At 71.6% G+C, this 18,381-nt stretch carries 20 protein-coding genes and 2 tRNA genes; 13 read left to right on the forward strand and 9 right to left on the reverse strand.

Annotation, left to right across the window (positions count from 1 at the left end; all coding sequences use genetic code 11):
* Positions 1-2 precede the first annotated feature (2 nt).
* The 4 genes from ASG76_RS12940 (at position 3) to ASG76_RS12950 (ending at position 965) form a co-directional block, all read left to right on the forward strand.
* Positions 3-563, forward strand: a complete 561-nt coding sequence (locus ASG76_RS12940) for a DUF3566 domain-containing protein (RefSeq protein ID WP_056603800.1) — start codon at positions 3-5, stop codon at positions 561-563.
* Positions 564-648: 85 nt separating this feature from the next.
* Positions 649-722, forward strand: a tRNA-Ile gene (locus tag ASG76_RS12945).
* A 27-nt stretch (positions 723-749) separates the two neighbouring features.
* Positions 750-875 (forward strand): DLW-39 family protein, encoded by a 126-nt coding sequence (locus ASG76_RS19615; protein WP_235529589.1) that lies wholly within the window; start codon positions 750-752, stop codon positions 873-875.
* Positions 876-889: 14 nt separating this feature from the next.
* A tRNA-Ala gene (locus tag ASG76_RS12950) sits at positions 890-965 on the forward strand.
* A gap of 19 nt (positions 966-984) precedes the next feature.
* Here the strand turns inward: ASG76_RS12950 and ASG76_RS12955 are convergent.
* Entirely contained in the window at positions 985-1,791 is an 807-nt protein-coding gene (locus ASG76_RS12955) for a hypothetical protein (protein WP_056603803.1), read from the reverse strand.
* A 145-nt stretch (positions 1,792-1,936) separates the two neighbouring features.
* On the opposite strand from ASG76_RS12955, the gene leuE reads away from it, so the two are divergent.
* On the forward strand, positions 1,937-2,608 hold the full coding sequence (gene leuE / locus ASG76_RS12960; RefSeq protein ID WP_056604460.1) for a leucine efflux protein LeuE: 672 nt from the start codon (positions 1,937-1,939) through the stop codon (positions 2,606-2,608).
* Between the two features lie 4 nt (positions 2,609-2,612).
* Here the strand turns inward: leuE and ASG76_RS12965 are convergent, their stop codons facing one another.
* Together ASG76_RS12965 and ASG76_RS12970 are read right to left on the reverse strand one after the other, a co-directional pair.
* A complete protein-coding gene (locus ASG76_RS12965) occupies positions 2,613-3,098 on the reverse strand; it encodes a nuclear transport factor 2 family protein (protein WP_056603806.1) in 486 nt (161 codons plus the stop codon).
* 68 nt (positions 3,099-3,166) lie between these two features.
* Positions 3,167-3,988, reverse strand: a complete 822-nt coding sequence (locus tag ASG76_RS12970; RefSeq protein WP_056603809.1) for a bacteriorhodopsin-like — start codon at positions 3,986-3,988, stop codon at positions 3,167-3,169.
* A 123-nt stretch (positions 3,989-4,111) separates the two neighbouring features.
* Here ASG76_RS12970 and ASG76_RS12975 point away from each other — a divergent pair, with 123 nt between their 5' ends.
* The 5 genes from ASG76_RS12975 to ASG76_RS12995 all read left to right on the forward strand — a co-directional run bounded on the left by ASG76_RS12975 (position 4,112) and on the right by ASG76_RS12995 (position 8,046).
* Positions 4,112-4,891 carry a cobalamin-dependent protein gene (locus ASG76_RS12975; protein WP_056603812.1) on the forward strand — a complete coding sequence of 260 codons (780 nt, stop codon included), beginning with the start codon at positions 4,112-4,114 and terminating at the stop codon, positions 4,889-4,891.
* A gap of 51 nt (positions 4,892-4,942) precedes the next feature.
* A complete protein-coding gene (locus ASG76_RS12980; RefSeq protein WP_056603815.1) occupies positions 4,943-5,680 on the forward strand; it encodes an SURF1 family protein in 738 nt (245 codons plus the stop codon).
* A 24-nt stretch (positions 5,681-5,704) separates the two neighbouring features.
* Positions 5,705-6,085 (forward strand): DUF3817 domain-containing protein, encoded by a 381-nt coding sequence (locus ASG76_RS12985; RefSeq protein ID WP_157559101.1) that lies wholly within the window; start codon positions 5,705-5,707, stop codon positions 6,083-6,085.
* A 102-nt stretch (positions 6,086-6,187) separates the two neighbouring features.
* Complete coding sequence (locus ASG76_RS12990) at positions 6,188-7,033, forward strand: patatin-like phospholipase family protein (RefSeq protein ID WP_056603822.1); 846 nt, start codon at positions 6,188-6,190, stop codon at positions 7,031-7,033.
* Positions 7,030-8,046, forward strand: coding sequence for a lysophospholipid acyltransferase family protein (locus ASG76_RS12995; protein WP_056604463.1), 1,017 nt, complete (start codon positions 7,030-7,032; stop codon positions 8,044-8,046). Before ASG76_RS12990 ends, ASG76_RS12995 begins: the two co-directional genes overlap by 4 nt.
* Positions 8,047-8,188: 142 nt before the next feature.
* Here ASG76_RS12995 and ASG76_RS13000 read toward each other — a convergent pair whose 3' ends face one another.
* Positions 8,189-8,989 carry a hypothetical protein gene (locus tag ASG76_RS13000; protein ID WP_157559102.1) on the reverse strand — a complete coding sequence of 267 codons (801 nt, stop codon included), beginning with the start codon at positions 8,987-8,989 and terminating at the stop codon, positions 8,189-8,191.
* Positions 8,990-9,170: 181 nt separating this feature from the next.
* Here ASG76_RS13000 and ASG76_RS13005 point away from each other — a divergent pair, with 181 nt between their 5' ends.
* The gene (locus ASG76_RS13005) at positions 9,171-9,683 is read left to right on the forward strand and encodes a peptidylprolyl isomerase (RefSeq protein WP_056603828.1); all 513 of its coding nucleotides are present in this window, start codon (positions 9,171-9,173) and stop codon (positions 9,681-9,683) included.
* Positions 9,684-9,716: 33 nt separating this feature from the next.
* The gene (locus tag ASG76_RS13010) at positions 9,717-10,670 is read left to right on the forward strand and encodes a rhomboid family intramembrane serine protease (protein WP_056603832.1); all 954 of its coding nucleotides are present in this window, start codon (positions 9,717-9,719) and stop codon (positions 10,668-10,670) included.
* Between the two features lie 281 nt (positions 10,671-10,951).
* Here ASG76_RS13010 and ASG76_RS13015 read toward each other — a convergent pair whose 3' ends face one another.
* Positions 10,952-11,404, reverse strand: a complete 453-nt coding sequence (locus ASG76_RS13015) for a cell division protein CrgA (protein ID WP_056603835.1) — start codon at positions 11,402-11,404, stop codon at positions 10,952-10,954.
* 93 nt (positions 11,405-11,497) lie between these two features.
* Between ASG76_RS13015 and ASG76_RS13020 the strand changes: the two genes are divergently transcribed.
* Complete coding sequence (locus tag ASG76_RS13020; RefSeq protein WP_157559103.1) at positions 11,498-12,256, forward strand: DUF881 domain-containing protein; 759 nt, start codon at positions 11,498-11,500, stop codon at positions 12,254-12,256.
* Between the two features lie 27 nt (positions 12,257-12,283).
* On the opposite strand, the gene pknB is transcribed toward ASG76_RS13020, so the two are convergent.
* Genes pknB through ASG76_RS13040 form a run of 4 tightly spaced genes read right to left on the reverse strand, consistent with a single transcriptional unit; the run spans position 12,284 to position 18,376 of the window.
* Positions 12,284-14,071, reverse strand: coding sequence for a Stk1 family PASTA domain-containing Ser/Thr kinase (gene pknB / locus ASG76_RS13025; protein WP_056603840.1), 1,788 nt, complete (start codon positions 14,069-14,071; stop codon positions 12,284-12,286).
* The gene (locus ASG76_RS19130) at positions 14,068-15,516 is read right to left on the reverse strand and encodes a serine/threonine protein kinase (RefSeq protein WP_056603844.1); all 1,449 of its coding nucleotides are present in this window, start codon (positions 15,514-15,516) and stop codon (positions 14,068-14,070) included. Before ASG76_RS19130 ends, pknB begins: the two co-directional genes overlap by 4 nt.
* Entirely contained in the window at positions 15,513-16,973 is a 1,461-nt protein-coding gene (locus tag ASG76_RS13035) for a peptidoglycan D,D-transpeptidase FtsI family protein (RefSeq protein WP_056603847.1), read from the reverse strand. Before ASG76_RS13035 ends, ASG76_RS19130 begins: the two co-directional genes overlap by 4 nt.
* On the reverse strand, positions 16,970-18,376 hold the full coding sequence (locus tag ASG76_RS13040) for an FtsW/RodA/SpoVE family cell cycle protein (protein WP_056604465.1): 1,407 nt from the start codon (positions 18,374-18,376) through the stop codon (positions 16,970-16,972). The genes ASG76_RS13035 and ASG76_RS13040 overlap by 4 nt, the downstream gene beginning before the upstream one ends.
* Positions 18,377-18,381 lie beyond the last annotated feature (5 nt).

Consider the following 18,381-nt stretch of genomic DNA (forward strand, 5'->3'; position numbering starts at 1 on the left):
CCATGTCGGACCGCACCGCGCCCCCCAGTCGTGAGGCAGCCCGTCGAACGCCTGGTGACGAGCCTGCCCGCAGGTCGCTGACCAGCCGTCTCCAGGACACGCTCTCCAACGCCGCCGAGGAGCACCGGGCCAATGCCGGCTCGTCGGCTCCGCGCGGCAGCCGCGTACGGCGTACGCCCGGGCGTCAGCCGCGCCGCGCCCGCCTGCGGCTGACCCGCATCGACCCGTGGTCGGTGATGAAGACGTCGTTCCTGCTGTCCGTCGCCTTCGGCGTGGTCACGTTCGTCGCCATCTTCATGGTGTGGTCCGTGCTCGGCGCGGCCGGCGTGTGGGACTCCATCAACTCGGCCGTCGCGAGCATCGTCGAGGGCGACAGCGGCAACTCGACCTTCGACGTCACCGACTACGTCGGGATGTCGCGCGTGCTGGGCTTCACGCTGCTCGTCTCAGTGCTCGACGTCGTGCTCCTGACCGCGATCTCCACGCTCACCGCGTTCCTCTACAACCTCGCGGCCGCCCTGCTCGGCGGCATCGAGGTCACCCTCGCCGAGGACGAGAAGTGAGCTGATCCCGTCGGTTCCTGACCTCGATTGGCACCGCCCGACCAGGGTCAGGTAATCTTCGGCGTCGCCGCATGGCGGCGAGTGCGGGCCTATAGCTCAGACGGTTAGAGCGCTTCCCTGATAAGGAAGAGGTCGGAGGTTCAAGTCCTCCTAGGCCCACTCCATCTCGACACCGAGGAGCACGGCGTGAAGAAGATCCTGCTGGTCGTCCTCGCCGCCGCTGGTGCGGTCCTCGCGAAGAAGAAGATGGACGAGGGCAAGCACGAGCAGGCTCTCTGGGCCGAGGCCACCGACTCCGTCGAGAAGGCCTGACCCGCCCACCTCACGGGGCCTTGGCGCAATTGGTAGCGCACCTGCTTTGCAAGCAGGGGGTTAGGGGTTCGAGTCCCCTAGGCTCCACCACGATCACGACCGCAGCTGATCAGGGCGCGCAGAATGCCCGCAGCTTGAACACGGACGGGTAGCCGGGCGGCGTTGGGTTGGCACCGAGCTCGATCCTGACGCGCCCGGCGCCCGCGACGGGCAGCCCGCCGTACAGCGACGGCCCGTCACCGCTGTAGTCGCTGCGGTAGACCTCAGTGACGTCCTCGACGTCGTCCCGGTGCACGTACGCCCAGCCCACGGATCCCGGAGCGGATGTCTTCGCCATGCCGGTGCCGACCTCGACGAGCTCGCAGCGACCGGCCAGGTCGAACTCGGCGTACCCCAGCTGGCTGGGGTCGACGAGGGTGATGCCCCCGTCGCGAGGAGTGCCCGCCACGTCGACCGGTTGCGTGCTGACGTTCTGCAGGGCGACGTGTCGTCCAAGGAGCGAGGCCCACTCGTAGTCGAGGACGACGACCCGCATCGGCTTGCTGGTCCCCGCGCGGAGCCCGTGCGAGCCGGGCTTGACCACCCGGTAGTGCCGCAGGCCCGGCGTGCTGGGCATGTCGAGCAGGTAGAACTTGCCGCCTCTGGTGGTCGCGCCACGGTCGGTCCTCTTCCACCGCGAGCTGCCGGCCACTCGCTGCTGCAGGATCACCGGCTCGTGGGCGAACCGGGGCAGGACCCGACCCGACACCTCGACGAACCCCGAGTCCTCGACGACACGATGGCTCGCCACGCTGGCGCGCACGGTGTATGACCGCGGCGCGCGATCGGCACCGGGCTGAACGCCGGCGCGCGGTGCGACCGGCACTCCGACGAGGGCTGCGGCGAGGACGCCCACCAGCGCGACGTTGAACGACATCTTGCCTCCCACAGTCCGAAGCGGTCGCGACGACACCACCAGTGTGACGGAGCCACCGGGCGCGACGGAGAGGCGAAGGTCCCGTGTCCGGCCCACCCCTCGAAATGCAGGGGTGCTGACCAAGACCCAGCCCCACACTGGAGGCATGCTGGGCATCACCGACCTCCCGACCTACCTCGTCGGGCTGATCCTGATCATCCTGCTGCCCGGGCCGAACTCGCTCTACGTGCTCTCGGTCGCGGCGCGGCGCGGGGTGCGCAGCGGGTACGCCGGTGCGGCCGGCGTGTGGACCGGCGACGCGGTGCTGATGACGCTGTCGGCCGCCGGGATCGCGTCGCTGCTCCAGGCCAACGAGACGGCGTTCGCGGTCGTGAAGTGGGTGGGGGCGTCCTACCTGCTGTGGCTGGCCGTCGGCATGATCCGCGCTGCCTGGGGCATGTGGCGCTCGCGCCGATCGATGGCCGAGCAGCTCGCCGACGCCACCGTGGAGGCCGGGCTCGAGGCACCCACCCGCGGCGAGCGTCCCTACCGTCGCGCCCTGGTGATCAGCCTGCTCAACCCCAAGGCGATCCTGTTCTTCGTCGCCTTCTTCGTGCAGTTCGTCGACCCGGCCTACGCCCACCCGGCGATCTCGTTCCTCGCGCTCGGCACGCTCGCGACGCTGGCCAGCGCGGCGTACCTGACGGTGCTGATCTTCGCCGGCACCCGCCTCGCCGACGCCTTCCGGCGCCGCAAGGCGCTCTCGGCGGGGGCGACGTCCGCGGTGGGCGCGGTCTTCGTCGGCTTCGCGGTCAAGCTGGCGCTCGCCTCCGCCTGACTGGTCAGGCGGCGGGGACGAGCTCGGCCGGCACGTCGGAGGAGATGACCGACGCGTGCCACCGGGCCTCGCGCCAGCCCTCTGCGGTCAGCTTCCACACGATGGTCGCGACGCAGTCGAAGGTCGCCACGTGCGGGCCGACCGCCAGCGTCTGGCGGAAGTCGAGCGCCGAGAAGCCCATCGTCTCGTGCCGGACGGCCTGGTAGCCCAGGACGGTCGACTCGGTCCACGCTCCCATGGCGTCCAGGGTGGCGAACAGGTCCCGGAACCAGGTCAGCCACTCCGTGCGGGTCCTGATCGGGCGGGCATGGCCGGAGACGTCGATGTCGACGATGCCGAAGTCGTCGTCGCACAGGTCCGAGAGCGTGGCGAGGTCGTGGTCGCGCACGGAGTCCAGCAGCGTGACGGTCTCGGTGTAGAACGGCTGGTCCTCGAAGCCGCGGGGCACAGCGCCGGCGAACGCGGTGGTGGGAGTGGTGGGACGGTCCATGGTCTTCTGCCTCTGGGTCGGGTCGCCCCGGTCCCTGCGCGACGACGCCGGGACCGGGGCTCGGGTGGTCAGGAGCGGGTGCGCAGCGGAGACGGAGCCGCGGGCTCGGATCCGGCGAGTCCGCTGTCGCCCGACTCGACGTAGCCCTCGTCGCGCGACTTGGCGAGCGCGATCGCAAGGACCAGGAGGCCGAAGAGCGGCTTGGCGAGCACGTCCGCCACCGAGTAGCCCACCTGACGGGCGATCTCGGCGGTGACCGGGTCGTCGACCAGGACGGGCAGGAAGTAGGCGACAGGGTAGACGGTCCAGGTCACGACGAGGATCCAGCGCAGGCCGCTGAGGAGCCGGATGACGCCCGGAGCCTGCCGGCCCAGGGAGTTGCCGAGCTCGACGAACAGGACGTACACGATGTAGAGGAACGGCAGGGTGCCCACGACCCCCCAGACGATCTTCGCGGTGCTGTCGGCGGCGGCGAGCTCACCGGGGTAGCCGGAGATGATCATCGCGAGCGCGGCGATCGTCAGTCGTACGAGGAGGCTGCGGGTCTTGCCACGGTCCAGCTTCAGCACCACGACGAGCTCGGCCAGCAGCAGCGGCACCGTCAACAACCAGTCGACGTAGCGGTAGGCCTCGTTGAACGGGATGCCGTCCTGGACGTAGGCGCCGCCGGTGTAGGTGAAGGCGTCGACCCAGGAGTTGAAGATGCGCACGTAGTGGTAGAGCGCGATGCCCACCACGACCGTCGACAGCGTGATCGCCAGGCGGTGACGGGGCGCCACCGAGCCCCGGACGAGCACGAAGAACAGCAGGGACGCGCCCATGGCTGCGATGACGAAGGAGAACGAGTTGTAGACCAGGTCGTACTGACCCGCACTCAGGGTGAGGCCCATGGCTTGCTCCTTGTAGGAGAGGCTCCCGAGTGGCGCTCGTGATTAGGTGCTGCGAAATTAGCATCGCTTAGCCCGAATTAACAATGATCAGCGCAAATATGTCGTCCGCTCTACGATGGAGGGATGACGGAGCCGCCCCTGATCGAGCTGCGCGACGCGGCAGCCGAGCTCGGCGTGCACTACCAGACCGCCTACCGGTGGGTCCGCAGTGGACAGCTCCCCGCCACCATGGTCGCTGGGAAGTACGCCGTCAGCCGCGCCGACGTCGAGGAGCTGGCGGAACGCCGGACACGCCCCCGGCCGGTCCCCGCCCCCGGCCCGCGACGCCTGGAGGGCCAGGCCGACCGCATGCACGACGCGCTGGTCTCCGGAGACGACGCCGCCGCCCGGAAGGTCGCACGCCGCCTCGTGGAGGAGGGGACGTCGGTCCAGGAGCTCATCACGCACGTCCTCAGCCCTCCGCTGCGGCGGATCGGTCAGTCCTGGCACGACGGCGAGGTCCCGATCTGGGTGGAGCACCGCGCCTCGGCGGTCGTCGAGCGGGTCCTGGGAGAGCTCACTCCCTCGCCGCGCGGGCGCAGGCGCGGCACGGTGATGGTCGCGGCCGTCACCGGCGACCTGCACGCCTTGCCCACCGCGATGGCCGCCGCCGCACTCCGCGACGACAACTGGCGCGTCGAGCACCTCGGCGCCAACATGCCCCCCGACGACATCGTCGGGTTCTGCCTCAGCCACGACATCGACGTCGCCGTCCTGTCGGTCACCAACAGCCAGGTCGAGGCCGCCGTACGTCGTGCCACCGCGTCGCTCCGCGAGTCCGGCATCCCCGTCGTGGTGGGGGGCCCGGGACGCGGCCTCGACGAGCTCCTCACCTCCGTCCGGGCAGCGCACGACCGAGCCTGAGCGCTCCGACCGCCTGACGACCCTCACCGGGCGACTGGGACAATCGAGCCCGTGAGCTCACCCCGCCGACCCGGCCTGCTGACCGACCTCGGCGCCGTGGTCCTCACGCTGGTGCTGGTGGGCATCGCGGGCGCGCTGGGCAGGTGGCAGTACGACGCGTGGCAGGCGCACCGCGAGGCCGAGGCCCGGGACCTCTCCGGCGTCACGCCGGTGCCGCTCGACGACGTGATGGGTGCCGACGACCCCTTCCCCGCCCCCGACCTCGGGCGTCCGGTCGAGGTGCGCGGCGAGTGGCTGGAGGGCGGCTTCTGGGTCGCCGACCGCGAGCTCGACGGACGCGACGGCTACTGGGCCGTGGACCCGCTGCAGGTCGGCGACGCCGCCGTGCTCGTCGTACGCGGGTGGGCGCCCGAGCCGGAGGCGGCGCTGCTGGCGGCGCGCGGCGAGACCGCGCTGACCGGGTGGCTGCAGGCCCCGGACGGCAGCCTGGCCACCGACGACGACCCCGACGACGACGTCTTCCCCGAGATCCGCGTCGCGGACGCGATCCAGCGCGTGGACGTCGACCTCTACTCCGCCTACCTCGTCGCCCAGGAGCCGGCGCCCGGCCTGCAGGCCGCCGAGCTCGAGGCGCTGCCCAGCCCGAGCCGGTTCACCGGCGTCCGCAACCTGCTCTACGCCTTCGAGTGGTGGATCTTCGGCGGCTTCGCGGCCTTCATCTGGTGGCGCTGGCGCAGGGACGCGACCGCTCCCGAGGTCGGCGACCTCGACCGCCCGGCAGCCGGGTAGGGCCTGCCCGCTACCTTGGTCGCCGTGTCCCGCAACCTCACCGCCTACCGCGTCATGGCCACGATCGTCGGTGTCCTGCTCGTGGTGCTCTGCCTCATCGGCGTCCCGCTGGCCAACTTCGACGGCTCGCCGATGTGGGGGGTCTTCGACAGCACCCCCGCCTGGGTGACGGCCGGCTCCGACCTCAACAACCTCGGTGAGGTCATCACGACCTACCTCGGTGTGGCCCACGGCTGGCTCTACATGATCTTCCTGCTCAGCGCGTTCCTGCTCTCGCGTCGCGCCCGCTGGGACCTGCCGTTCACGCTGGTCACGCTCGTCTGCGGCACCGTTCCGCTGCTGTCGTTCTGGGCCGAGCACCGCGCGACGAAGCGCGTGCGGGCCGAGCACCCCGAGCTGGTATGACGCGGGTTTCGACGCGCCGTCGCGACCTCGCAGGCTCGGTCGCGGGCTTGCTCAACCTCCCGGCACACGTCGCCCACTCCTGCGTCGTGGTCGACTAGTGCCGTGACGACAGCGTTCGTGCTCGGCGGGGGCGGCGTGCTCGGCGCCGTCGAGGTGGGCATGCTGCGTGCGCTCCTGGAGCGCGACATCGTGCCCGACCTGGTCGTCGGCACGAGCGTGGGTGCGCTCAACGGGGCGCTCGTCGCCCGGCAGCCCGACCTCACGGTCGTGCAGCGCCTCACCGAGCTCTGGGTGGCCACCGCCCGGGGGCGTGAGGTCTACGGTGACAAGCCGCTGCGCACTGTGCGGCGGGCGGTGTCCACCGGCACCCACATCTACTCCTCGGCGCCGCTGCGGCGCAGGCTCGAGGACGAGCTCGGCGACGCCCGCTTCGAGGACCTCCCGGTGCGCCTCGAGGTGTGCGCGGCCAGCATCGAGCGCGCGGCGGAGCACTGGTTCACCAGCGGCCCGCTGGTGCCTGCGATCCTGGCCAGCGCCGCGGTGCCGGGCCTGCTCCCGCCCGCGGAGGTCGACGGCGAGCACTTCCTCGACGGCGGCCTGGTCAACTCCATCCCGGTCAGCCGGGCCGTCGAGCTCGGCGCCACGCGCGTCTTCGTGCTCCAGGTGGGCCGGATCGACCGGCCGCTCTCGGTGCCGAGCCGTCCGTGGGAGGTCGCCCGGGTGAGCTTCGAGGTCGCCCGTCGGCACCGCTTCATGCGCGACATGGCCACGATCCCCGAGGGCGTGGAGGCCCACGTCCTGCCGGCAGGAGGCACGTCGGCACGCGACGACTCCCTGCTCGCCCACCGGGACTTCGGTGGGGTCGAGGCCCGCATCGAGGCGACGTACGCCGCCTCGCGGGCGCACCTCGACGAGGTCCTCGGACCGTGGGACGGACCGCGGTCGTGACGCACCCCGCGGTCTGGGCGCTGCGCCGGCTGGTCGTCGCCCCTGCCGTGGTCGCCCTGGCCGTGGTGCTGTGGGTGACGCTGCCGGCGTGGCTCCTCGTGGCAGCCGCCCTGTCGCCCGTGCTGCCCGGCCGGTGGCGCGCCCTGCGGCTGCTGTGGCTGGTCGTGGTCTACCTGAGCTTCGAGACCCTGCTGCTCGCGGTGATGCTGGGCCTGTGGCTCGCCAGCGGCTTCGGGTGGCGGATCCGCTCGCCGTACTTCGCGGGCATCCACTACGACCTCGTGCAGGGCACGCTCATCGTCTTCTTCCGCGAGGCCCGCCGGGTGCTGGCGCTGCGCATCGTCACCGACGGCCCGCACCCCTCGCGGCACCCGGACGGCCCCGTGCTCGTGATGTGCCGCCACGCCGGCCCGGGCGACTCGTTCATCCTGATGTACGCCCTGCTGCACTGGTACCACCGCGAGCCGCGCGTGGTGCTGAAGAACACCCTCGCGTGGGACCCGGCGATCGACGTGGTGCTGCGTCGCATCCCGGCGCGCTTCATCTCCCCGAACCCCGCGGCCGGGGAGGACCTCGAGTCGCAGATCGCGGCGCTGGCGACCGGGCTCGACGACAACGACGCGTTCGTGATCTTCCCCGAGGGCGGCAACTTCACCCCCGAGCGCCGCGCCCGCGCGATCACCCGGCTGCGCAGGCTGGGCCTGGAGCGGATGGCGGTGCGCGCCGAGGAGATGACCCACGTGCTGGCGCCGCGCCCCGGCGGCGTACTGGCCGCGCTCGAGGCCGCGCCCGACGCCGACGTGCTGATGGTGGCGCACACCGGGCTCGACCACCTCGTCACGGTCAGCGACCTGTGGCGCGAGCTGCCGATGGACAAGCAGATCACCATGCGGTGGTGGCAGGTCTCGCGCGCCGAGATCCCCGAGGACCGCGAGGCGCGCATCGAGTGGCTCTACGGCTGGTGGGAGCGCGTGGACGACTGGATCGAGGAGAACCGACCGGCCGAGGCCTGAGCGGTGTGTGAGGCGGGTTTTCGCGACCAGGATCCCGCTTCACGCACCGCCCACGTCCGGGCACGCGAACGGGCGGTGCGTGAGGCGGGTTCGCGAGCTGGAGAACCCTCCTCACACACCGCCCGTGGCGATGGAGCAGGTGCTACTTCTTCGGCGGTACGTCGTCGATGTCGATGACCTCGGCGGGCGCGTCGGGCGTGGTGGCCGGGTGGGCCTCCTCGACCGAGTCGCTGATCGCCTCGCCCGGGTCGCCGCCACCGATGTCCTGCGCGGCCGGGGGCTCGGCGGTGACGACGTCGTCCGCGGTGATCTCCTCCGGCAGCGGGTCGGTCAGCGGGTCACCGGAGGTGGTGGCCGGCGTGACGGGCGCAGCTGCAGGTGGGGCGGCCGGCGACGACGGCGTCGACGCGGGCGCGGCCGGGGGAGCCGGCGGGACGTAGCTGGACTGCCAGTTGGCCTCCGCGTCCTGCTTGGAGCGCAGCTTGCTGAAGACCACGCCACCGAGGGCGAGCAGCCCGGTCAGCACGAGCAGCTTCTTGAGCCGACCGCCCTGGGGCTCGGGCTCCACCCCGCGGAGCTCGTTGACTCTCGCGGCGGCCACGTCGCGGCTCGACGCGGCCTTCTCGGCAGCGAGCGCGGCGGCGACGGACGCCTTCTCGCTCGCGGTGGCACGAGCCTCGGCCAGCAGCGGTGCGGCCTTCTCCCGCGCCTCGGCGGCCTTCTCGCTCGCCAGGGCCGCACCGACGGCGGCCTTCTCGGCGGCGGTGGCGCGCGCCTCGGCCAGCAGGGGCTGGGTCTTGTCACGGGCGTCGGTGATGACCGGCCCGGCCTTGTCCACGGCCTGCTCCCACGCGGACTCCAGGTGGGGCAGAACGGTCTCCGAGACCTGCTCGACGTAGTCGTGTGCCCGGTCCATGAGGGACTTCTTGCGGCGGAAAGGCATGCGTGACCTCCTCTGTCAGTTGTGGCTCCATCTCACCATGCCCACCCTGAGGCGACCAGCCCCGTCCGGGTGGGGGCCCCGGCGCCGCCCTGCGTGGGCCGGGCGTGGGCGGTGCGTGGCAGGATCGAGGCGCACGCGGGCCCGACGGGCCCACCCCACAGACAGCTGAGAGGCACATCCCATGGCCGACCTGAAGGCGACCCTGAAGACCAACCGGGGCGACATCGTCATCAACCTGTTCCCGAACCACGCCCCCGAGACCGTCGAGAACTTCGTCGGCCTCGCCGAGGGCACCAAGGACTACCGCGACGACGCGGGCCGCTCGGGGGAGAAGTACTACGACGGCCTCGGCTTCCACCGCGTGATCGAGGGCTTCATGATCCAGGGCGGCTGCCCGCTCGGCACCGGCACCGGCGGCCCGGGCTACACGTTCAAGGACGAGATCCACCCCGAGCTCGTCTTCGACAAGCCCTACCTGCTCGCGATGGCCAACGCCGGCCCCGGCACCAACGGCTCGCAGTTCTTCATCACCGTCGGCGCCACCCCGTGGCTCAACCGCAAGCACACCATCTTCGGCGAGGTGGCCGACCAGGCCAGCCGCGACGTCGTCGACGCCATCGCCACCACGCCCACCGGCGCGATGGACCGCCCGGCCGAGCCCGTCGTCATCGAGACGGTCACCGTCGAGCGCTGAGACCCGCACCACCTCCACACGAGCCTCCCGACGATGACGCAACCGTCCGAGGACCCGGCCGCGACCGGGGTGCCCACCTGCTACCGGCACCCCGGTCGCGAGACCTGGATCCGCTGCCAGCGCTGCGAGCGCCCGATCTGTCCCGACTGCATGCGCGACGCCGCCGTGGGCTTCCAGTGCCCCGACTGCGTCAAGGAGGCCAGCAAGGGATCGCGCCAGAACAAGGCGATGTACGGCGGTGAGCGCAGCGCCGACCCGCGGCTGACGACGTACGTCCTGATCGGCATCAACGCCCTCGTCTGGCTCGCGATCACCGCCACCGGCGGGCGGCTGTCCAAGGTGGCCGACCTGTTCGCCCTGGCGCCCACGGGCAGCTGCCACTCGGCGTCCTCGCCCAACCAGTACTACCCCGGCATCAACCAGTCGGGCGTCTGCCAGAGCCTGACCCAGGGTGACGGCGTGTGGCACCCGGGCGTGGCCGACGGGGCCTGGTGGCAGCTGCTCACCAGTGCGTTCACCCACGTCGAGATCTGGCACGTCGCGATGAACATGTTCGCCCTGTTCATCTTCGGGCCCGCCCTCGAGGGCATCGTGGGCCGGGCCCGCTTCCTCGCCGTCTACGTCGCCGGCGCGCTCGCCTCGTCGGTGCTGGTGCTCTACCTCGCCGCTCCCGACTCGAGCACGGTGGGCGCCTCCGGTGCGCTCTTCGGCCTGCTCGGTGCGCTGCTCGTCACCGCCCGCAAGGCGCGGCTCAACTCGCAGTGGCTCGTGCAGAACCTCGTCCTCGGCGCCGTCATCACCGTCGTGGGCTGGCAGTCGATCTCCTGGCAGGGCCACCTCGGCGGCTTCGTCGGCGGGGCACTGGCGGCGGCGATCATCGCCTACGCGCCGCGGTCGAGGCGCACCGTGGTGCAGTGGGTGGGGCTCGGCGCCCTCGCGGCCGTGCTGCTGGTCCTGGCCGTGGTGCGGGCCTCCGCGCTCGGCTGAGCCCCGCCCCCGGCCGCCGGCCCCCGCTTCCCGTCGTACGACCGGGGCGGGGGCCGCTGCGTTACCCACAGGTGTGCACACAGCTGTGGACAACTACACCGGTGTAATTCATCCACAGATGTTCTCCACAGTGTGGAAATCGAACGGCTGCTCGCTCCGTCCGTCCCCGAAATCGACTCGAGCGGTGAGAGAGACGCCTTCCCTTCCCCAGGAAGGCGCCTCACTCACCGCTCGAGGCGCGGGGCCTGATCACCACGCAGGATGTCAGGCCGAGGGAGAACCTACTCCCACTTGGTCGCGAAGCTGAAGCCGACCGCCATGAAGGCGATGCCGACGACCAGGTTCCACTGGCCGAGGTCGTTGAAGATCCAGATGCTGGAGAGATCGTTGGAGAAGACGTAGAAGGTGCAGATCCACAGCAGGCCGACGAGGAAGCACGCCAGCATGCCGACCACGACGCCGCGACCGCGCCCGAGCGGGGTGGAGGGGTGCGCCGAGACGACCAGGCCGAGCATCAGCAGGCCGAAGCCGATGGCGTAGTTCCAGTCGCCCAGGTCGGCGACGGCCTTCGGCGAGCCCTTGGTGGGCGGGAACGCCAGCGGGTTGCCACGTGCCTGGGTGTAGTAGAAGACCAGCCAGGCGATGCCGGCCACGACCAGGAGCAGACTGATCACGAACCTGACGGTGAAGAGCTTGCTCTTCTCCGACTCAATGACCGTCGTGGACTTCGACACTGCTGCTCCTGTGGGTAGCTGATGCGGCTCAGGGCGTACGACGACGCCGCTGCGGGGCGGCGAACCACCCGGTGGGGGGTTAGCGTAGTCGCCATGCCGCCCCACCCACACGCACGCCCCGCGCGTCACCGCGCCTGGCGTGTGGCGACCCCGGTGGTGGTGCTGCTGCTGAGCGGGGCGCTCTTCGCGGTGAGCGCGAGGCAGAGCGACGGCCTCGACCTGCGCGGCGGACGGCTCACCGACCTCGCCTCGGTGGTGCGCGCCGAGCGCGACGAGGCGGGCGACCTGACCGCGCAGGCCTCCGAGCTCAACGCCGAGGTCGAGGCGCTCAGCGCCCGGCTCGGCGACCGCTCCGTGGCGCGCGTGCAGGACGAGGTCGCCACCCTCGTCGACCCGGCCGGGCTCACCGAGAAGACCGGACCGGCCGTGCAGGTCACCCTCGACGACGCCTCCCCGGAGGCGCGGCTGGCCTATGAGGGCGATCCCAACGACCTGGTCGTGCACCAGCAGGACATCCAGGCCGTGGCCAACGCGATGTGGAACGCCGGGGCCGTCGCGGTCACCATCCAGGGCCAGCGGCTGATCTCGACGACCGGCATCAAGTGCGAGGGCAACCAGGTGACCCTGCACGGCATCCCCTACTCGCCGCCCTACGTGATCGTGGGGATCGGCGACACGGCCCGGCTGTTCTCCGAGCTCACCACCGACCCGATCCTCGCGACCTACCGCGACTACACGCTCATCCCCGGCGGTGGGGTCGCGTGGGACATGACCGAGCTCGACGCGGCGACGGCGCCGGCCTACACGGGCCTGCTCGACCTCACCTACGCCACCCCGATGGCCGACGGCTGAGCAGGACCGGTCGCCCCGGGTGGGGCGTCAGGACCGCCGTGGGGTCGTGGTCGGGGTCTCCGTCGGCACCGGCGTGGTCGGGGTCTCGGTCGGGGCCGGCGTGGTCGGGGTCTCGGTCGGCGTCTCGGTGGGCACCGGCTCCTCGTAGGCGGAGACGAAGATCGTGACGGTGCTGCCCTGGTCGGCCGTGCCCCCCACGGGGATCTGGTCGACGACCGTGCCCTTGGGCTCGGTCGAGGTGGCGTCGGTGCGCACGTCGGGGACGAAGCCGGCCTCGCGGATGGCCCGCTCCGCCGCACCCTGCTTCAGCCCGCGCACGTCCGGGACCTTCTCGGGGCCGTCGGAGAACACGATCGTGATCGTGGTGCCCTCACCGACCGGCGTGCCGGCCGGCGGCGTGGTGCTGAGGACCTGGAAGCGCGGCTCGTCGGAGTCCTCCTCCTGGAAGCGCACCTTGAGGTCCTGCGCGAGCATCGCCTCGCGGGCGTCCTTGCGCAGCGTGCCCACGACGTAGGGCACCTCGACCTCGGGCTTGCCGACCGACAGCACGAAGTCGACCGAGGTGCCGGGGTCGACGAAGACGTCGCGGTTGGGGTCCTGGGAGATGACCTTGTCGGCCTCGACGGTGTCGGAGGTGTCACGGCCGACCTGCCCGACCCGGAGCCCGGCGTCGGCGATCGCGAGGCGCGCCTGCTGCTCGGTGAGTCCGACGACGTTGGGGACGGCCTCCCGCTGGGGGGCGTCGTCGAAGAGCATGTTGTTGAGCGCCCAGGCGCCCAGACCGAGCAGGAGGACGGCGAGGAAGCCCGCGAGCACCCACCACGCCGTACGGCTGCGGGACGGGCCCTCCTGCTGGGGCGGCGGGGGCGGAGCCATCGTGGTGGTGGCGTGCGCGGGCGGGACGGCGGCGACCTGCTGGGTCTCCGCGGCGAGCGGCAGCACGGCCGGCGCCTGGATGGGGTGCCCGGAGAGGTAGCGCTCGATGTCGGCCTTCATCGCCGCGGCGCTCTGGTAGCGGTCCTCGACGCGCTTGGCGAGCGACTTCATCACGATCGCGTCGATCTCGGGGTCGAGCTGGTCGTCGAGGTCCGACGGCGGCGCCGCGGGCTCGCGGACGTGCTGGTAGGCGACCGCCACCGGGCTGTCGCCGATGAACGGCGGACGGCCGGTGAGCAGCTCGTAGAGCATGCACCCGGTGGAGTAGACGTCGGACCTCGAGTCGACGGTCTCCCCGCGCGCCTGCTCGGGGGAGAGGTACTGGGCGGTGCCGACCACGGCCGCGGTCTGGGTCATCGTCGAGGAGGCGTCGGAGATCGCGCGGGCGATGCCGAAGTCCATCACCTTCACGTCGCCCGACGGCGTGAGCATCACGTTGCCGGGCTTGATGTCGCGGTGGATGATGCCCGCGCGGTGGCTGTAGTCGAGCGCCGACAGGACGCCCGCGGTGATCTCGAGCGCCCGCTCGGGGAGGATCTTGCGACCCTCGCGCAGGATGTCGCGCAGCGTGCGTCCGTCGACGCACTCCATGACGATGTAGGGCTGGGCGACCCCCGAGCCGTCGGTGGCCATCTCCTCGCCGGTGTCGTAGGTCGACACGATCGCCGGGTGGTTGAGGGAGGCCGACGACTGGGCCTCGCGCCGGAAGCGCGCCTGGAAGGTCGCGTCGCTGGCCAGGTCGGTGCGCAGCCGCTTCACCGCGACGGTGCGCCCCAGGCGACGGTCCTTGCCCTTGCGGACCTCGGCCATGCCTCCGCGGCCCAGCAGCTCGCCGAGCTCGTAGCGGCCGCCGATCAGCGTCGGCTCCGGCTGGGTCATCGCTTCTTGTCCTTCCCGGGCGGGGTGGGCTTGGGGGCCTTGCCGTAGTAGCTGACGGTCACCGGCGTGCCCTCCTCGAGGGTGCCACTGGGGGACACGTCCGAGACCGTGTCGGGCGCGGCGTCAGCGGTGTTCTCCACCTCCACCAGCTGCGGCACCAGGCCGAGGTCGCGCAGCTCCTTCTCGACGTCCTTGGCCTTGCGACCGACGTAGGAGGCGGGGTCGACCTCGACCGTCGTCGGCTCCGGCGTCTCGGTGGGGGTCTGGCTCGGCGACTCCGTCGGCGTCTGCGACGGCGACTGGCTCGGGCTCGGGCTGGGGCTCTGCGACTGGCGGGGCGTCTGCGACGGCTGATCAGTGGGGTCGGTGTCGTCGCGGGTGCCGAGCCAGACCGCGAGCAGCACCGCGGCCAGCACCGCGGCGATCCCGATCACGAGCGGCCACGGCACCGACGTACGGCGTCGCGCGGACGTCGGCGTGGGTGCGGGCCGCGCGGCAGCGGCGGCGGCAGGGGCGGCGGGGTCAGCGACAGCAGTCGGCAGCACCTGGGTGCTCGACGAGGCGGGGGGCACGACGGGCGCGACCACTGTCGCCGCTTCCTCGGCGGTCGGCGCGCGCAGCGCCCGGGCGAACGCCGCGCCGTCGGGGTAGCGCTCGGCGGGCGACTTGGCCAGCGCGCGGCGTACGACAGCTGCGAGCGCGCCCGGCACGTGGTCGGGCAGCTCGGGCACGGGGTTGCGCAGGTGGGCCAGGGCGGTGGCCACCGCGCTGTCGGCGGTGAACGGCTTGCGCCCGGCCAGGCACTCGAAGGCCACCACGCCGAGGGAGTAGACGTCGGAGGCCGCGGTGGCGGTGCCGCCCTCGGCCTGCTCGGGGGAGATGTAGGCGGGGGTGCCCATCACCTCGCCGGTCTTGGTGAGCGCCATGCCCTCGGCGGCGCGCGCGATGCCGAAGTCGGTGACCTTCACCCGCCGGTCGGGGGTGACGAGGAGGTTGGCGGGCTTGACGTCGCGGTGCACGATGCCAGCGGCGTGCGCGACGCCCAGCGCCTCGGCGGCCTGCGCGAGCAGCTGCTGGGCGACCGCCGCGTCGAGCGGCGCGTCCGGGCGCAGGAGGGCGGAGAGGGGCTGGCCCTCCACGAGCTCCATGACGAGGTAGGGCCGCGGCGTCGCCGAGCCGTCGTCGAGGGAGCTCGCGCCGTAGTCGAAGACCGAGGCGATGCCCGGGTGGTGCAGCGCAGCCGCGTGGCGGGCCTCGGTCTCGAAGCGAGCGCGGAACAGCGGGTCGTCGGCGTACTCCGTCTTGAGCACCTTCACCGCGACGGGGCGGTCGAGCACGGTGTCGCGCGCCGACCACACCTCGCCCATGCCGCCGGTGGCGATGCGGGACTCGAGGACGTAGCGACGGGCGTCGTCGACGTGACCGCCCGGAGCGAGGGTGGTCACTGGTTGATCACCGCCTCCATGACCGACTTCGCGATCGGGCCGCCGAGGACGCCGCCGCCGATCTCGTCGGGCGAGGTGTCGCTGGACTCCACCAGGACGGCGACCGCGACCTGGGGGTCGTCGGCCGGCGCGAAGGAGACGAACCAGGCGTAGGGCGGGCGGTCGCCGGAGGACTGCGCGGTGCCGGTCTTGCCGGCGACGTCGACCCCGGGGATCTGTGCGGGGCTCGCGGTGCCGTCGGCGACCGTCGCGACCATCATCTTGGTCAGCTCGTCCGCCGTGGTGCTGGAGATCGCCTTGCTGATGCTCTGGGTGTCGGTCTGGTCGAGCACCGACAGGTTGGGCGCGCGGACCTCGTCGACGACGTAGGGACGCATCACGTCGCCGTCGTTGGCGATCGCGGCGGCGACCATCGCCATCTGCAGGGGGGTGGCGGTCACGCTGGACTGGCCGATGCCCGACATCGCGGTCTGGGGTGCGTCCATGTCTCGCGGGTAGAGCGAGGTCGCCTGGCCGCCGAGGTCCTCGAGCGAGGTGTCGTTGAAGCCGAACTTCTCCGCCTGCTCGGCCATCGCGTCGTTGCCGAGCTCGTTGGCGAGGGTGAGGAAGGTGACGTTGCACGACACCTGCAGGGCCTGGGTCAGGGTGATCCGCGCACCGCCGCAGTTGCCACCGTCGTAGTTGCCGATGGTGTCCGACGACTGCGGCAGCTTGAAGCGGTAGCCGCCGGGCACCTGGGAGTCGGCGTCGTAGTCGCCGGACTCGATCGCGGCCGCGGCGGTGACGAGCTTGAACGTCGAGCCGGGCGGCAGCGTCGTGCCGATGGTGCGGTTGATCAGCGGGTCGCGCGGGTCGTCGTTGAGGTCCTTGCTCAGGCCCGCGACCGCGGTGAAGTCGTGGGAGGCGAGCTTGTTGGGGTCGAAGGTCGGCGTGGAGGCCATCGCCAGCACCCGCCCCGTGGTCGGCTCGAGCGCCACGACCGCGCCCTCGGCGTCGCCCGGCAGGGCCTGCAGGCCGTCCCAGGCGGCGGTCTGCGCGGCGGCGTCGAGCGTGAGCTGGACGTTGCCGCCCTTGGGGTCGCCGTTGCTCAGCATGTCGACGAGGCGGGTGACGAAGAGCCGCGAGTCGTCGCCGGAGAGCACCGAGTTCTGCGAGCGCTCCACGCCGGTCTGGCTGAAGAAGGCGAAGTAGCCCGTGACGGGGGCGTACTTGAAGGGCTCGGAGTAGGTGCGCTGGAACTTGTACTTGTCGTCCGAGGGCACGCTGCGCGCGATCGCGTCCTTGCCCACCAGGATCGCCCCGCGCTCACGGGAGTACGTCGCGGTGATGATGCGGCGGTTGCGCGGGTCCTTCGAGAGGTCGTCGGCGCGGACGTACATCAGGTAGGTCGCGTTGAGCAGCAGCGCCAGGAAGAGCAGCAGGCAGAACACGGACACGACGCGGATCGGCTTGTTCACCTCAGCTTCACCACCTGGGTGTGCTCACTGTCGGCGGCACCGTCGTCCACCGGGTCGAGGCGCGGCGCCGGCCGGCGGGCCTGGTCGGAGATGCGCAGCAGCAGCGCGATGACCACCCAGTTGGCCACGAGCGAGGAGCCGCCGTAGGACAGGAACGGGGTGGTGAGCCCGGTCAGCGGGATCAGGCCGGTGACGCCGCCGATGACCACGAACACCTGCAGCGCGAAGATCGCGGCGAGGCCGACGGCCATCAGCTTGCCGAAGCCGTCGCGCGAGATCAGCGCGATGCGCAGCGCGCGCTCCACGATCAGGCCGTAGCAGAGCACGATGGCCATGACCGCGGTCAGGCCGAGCTCCTCGCCGATGGTGGAGAGGATGAAGTCGGAGTAGGCGAACGGCACGCGTTCGGGGAAGCCGTTGCCGAGGCCGCGCCCGATCAGCCCACCCCACCCCATGCCGAACATCGCCTCGACGAGCTGGCCGCTGCCGGGGGTCTGGTCGTAGTAGTCGAGCGGGTGCAGCCAGAAGTTGAAGCGGTTCTGCACGTTGCCCACGAAGGTGTACGCCGCCAGCGCGCCGGCCGCGAACAGCAGGCCGCCCACGACGAGCCACCCGGGCCGCTCGGTGGCGACGTAGAGCATCACCAGGAACAGCCCGAAGAACAGCAGCGACGACCCGAGGTCGTTCTGCAGGACGAGGATCATCATCGAGATCCCGAACATCGCCAGGATCGGGCCCAGGTCGCGCCCGCGCGGCAGGTCGACGAAGACCACGCGGCGCCCGGCGAGCGCCAGCGCGTCACGGTGCAGCACGAGGTAGCCGGAGAACGCGATCACCAGCAGGACCTTGGCGACCTCGCCGGGCTGGAAGCTGAAGCCGGCGATGTAGATCCAGATCTTGGCGCCGTTCTTGGCGCTGCCGATGACCGGGAGGAAGGGAAGGACCAGGAGCACGATGCCGGCCAGGCCGGACGTGTAGGTCAGGCGCTGCAGCGAGCGGTGGTCGCGCAGCAGGAACATCGTGGCGACGAAGAGCACCACGCCGAGCGTCATCCAGATCAGCTGCTGGCGCGCGAAGGTGTGCTGGTCGTTGCCGATCGCCTCGTAGGTCAGGTCGAGGCGGTGCAGGACCGCCAGGCCCAGCCCGTTGAGCGCGGCGACGAGCGGCAGCAGCACCGGGTCGGCGTACGGCGCGACGAGGCGGACCGTGACGTGCGAGGCGACGATCAGTGCCGTCAACCAGCCGCCGTAGGCCACCAGGTCCGCCGGCACGGAGCCCTCGACGCCGAGGCCGACCGCGGCGTAGGCGCCGATGCCGACCGCGAGGGCGAGGACCAGCAGGAACAGCTCCGCACCCCGGCGCCGCCGGTGCACGAAGCCCATGAGGGTCCCGTTCTGACTCATCGCCG

The sequence above is a fragment of the Nocardioides sp. Soil774 genome (genome assembly GCF_001428125.1).
Taxonomy (GTDB): domain Bacteria; phylum Actinomycetota; class Actinomycetes; order Propionibacteriales; family Nocardioidaceae; genus Nocardioides.

Coding starts and splice junctions, on each gene's coding strand:
- ASG76_RS12940 (WP_056603800.1), top strand. CDS start 3: ATGTCGGACCGCACCGCGCCCCCCAGTCGTGAGGCAGCCCGTCGAACG.
- ASG76_RS12955 (WP_056603803.1), bottom strand. CDS start 1,791: ATGTCGTTCAACGTCGCGCTGGTGGGCGTCCTCGCCGCAGCCCTCGTC.
- leuE (WP_056604460.1), top strand. CDS start 1,937: ATGCTGGGCATCACCGACCTCCCGACCTACCTCGTCGGGCTGATCCTG.
- ASG76_RS12965 (WP_056603806.1), bottom strand. CDS start 3,098: ATGGACCGTCCCACCACTCCCACCACCGCGTTCGCCGGCGCTGTGCCC.
- ASG76_RS12970 (WP_056603809.1), bottom strand. CDS start 3,988: ATGGGCCTCACCCTGAGTGCGGGTCAGTACGACCTGGTCTACAACTCG.
- ASG76_RS12975 (WP_056603812.1), top strand. CDS start 4,112: ATGACGGAGCCGCCCCTGATCGAGCTGCGCGACGCGGCAGCCGAGCTC.
- ASG76_RS13000 (WP_157559102.1), bottom strand. CDS start 8,989: ATGCCTTTCCGCCGCAAGAAGTCCCTCATGGACCGGGCACACGACTAC.
- ASG76_RS13005 (WP_056603828.1), top strand. CDS start 9,171: ATGGCCGACCTGAAGGCGACCCTGAAGACCAACCGGGGCGACATCGTC.
- ASG76_RS13010 (WP_056603832.1), top strand. CDS start 9,717: ATGACGCAACCGTCCGAGGACCCGGCCGCGACCGGGGTGCCCACCTGC.
- ASG76_RS13020 (WP_157559103.1), top strand. CDS start 11,498: ATGCCGCCCCACCCACACGCACGCCCCGCGCGTCACCGCGCCTGGCGT.
- pknB (WP_056603840.1), bottom strand. CDS start 14,071: ATGACCCAGCCGGAGCCGACGCTGATCGGCGGCCGCTACGAGCTCGGC.
- ASG76_RS13040 (WP_056604465.1), bottom strand. CDS start 18,376: ATGAGTCAGAACGGGACCCTCATGGGCTTCGTGCACCGGCGGCGCCGG.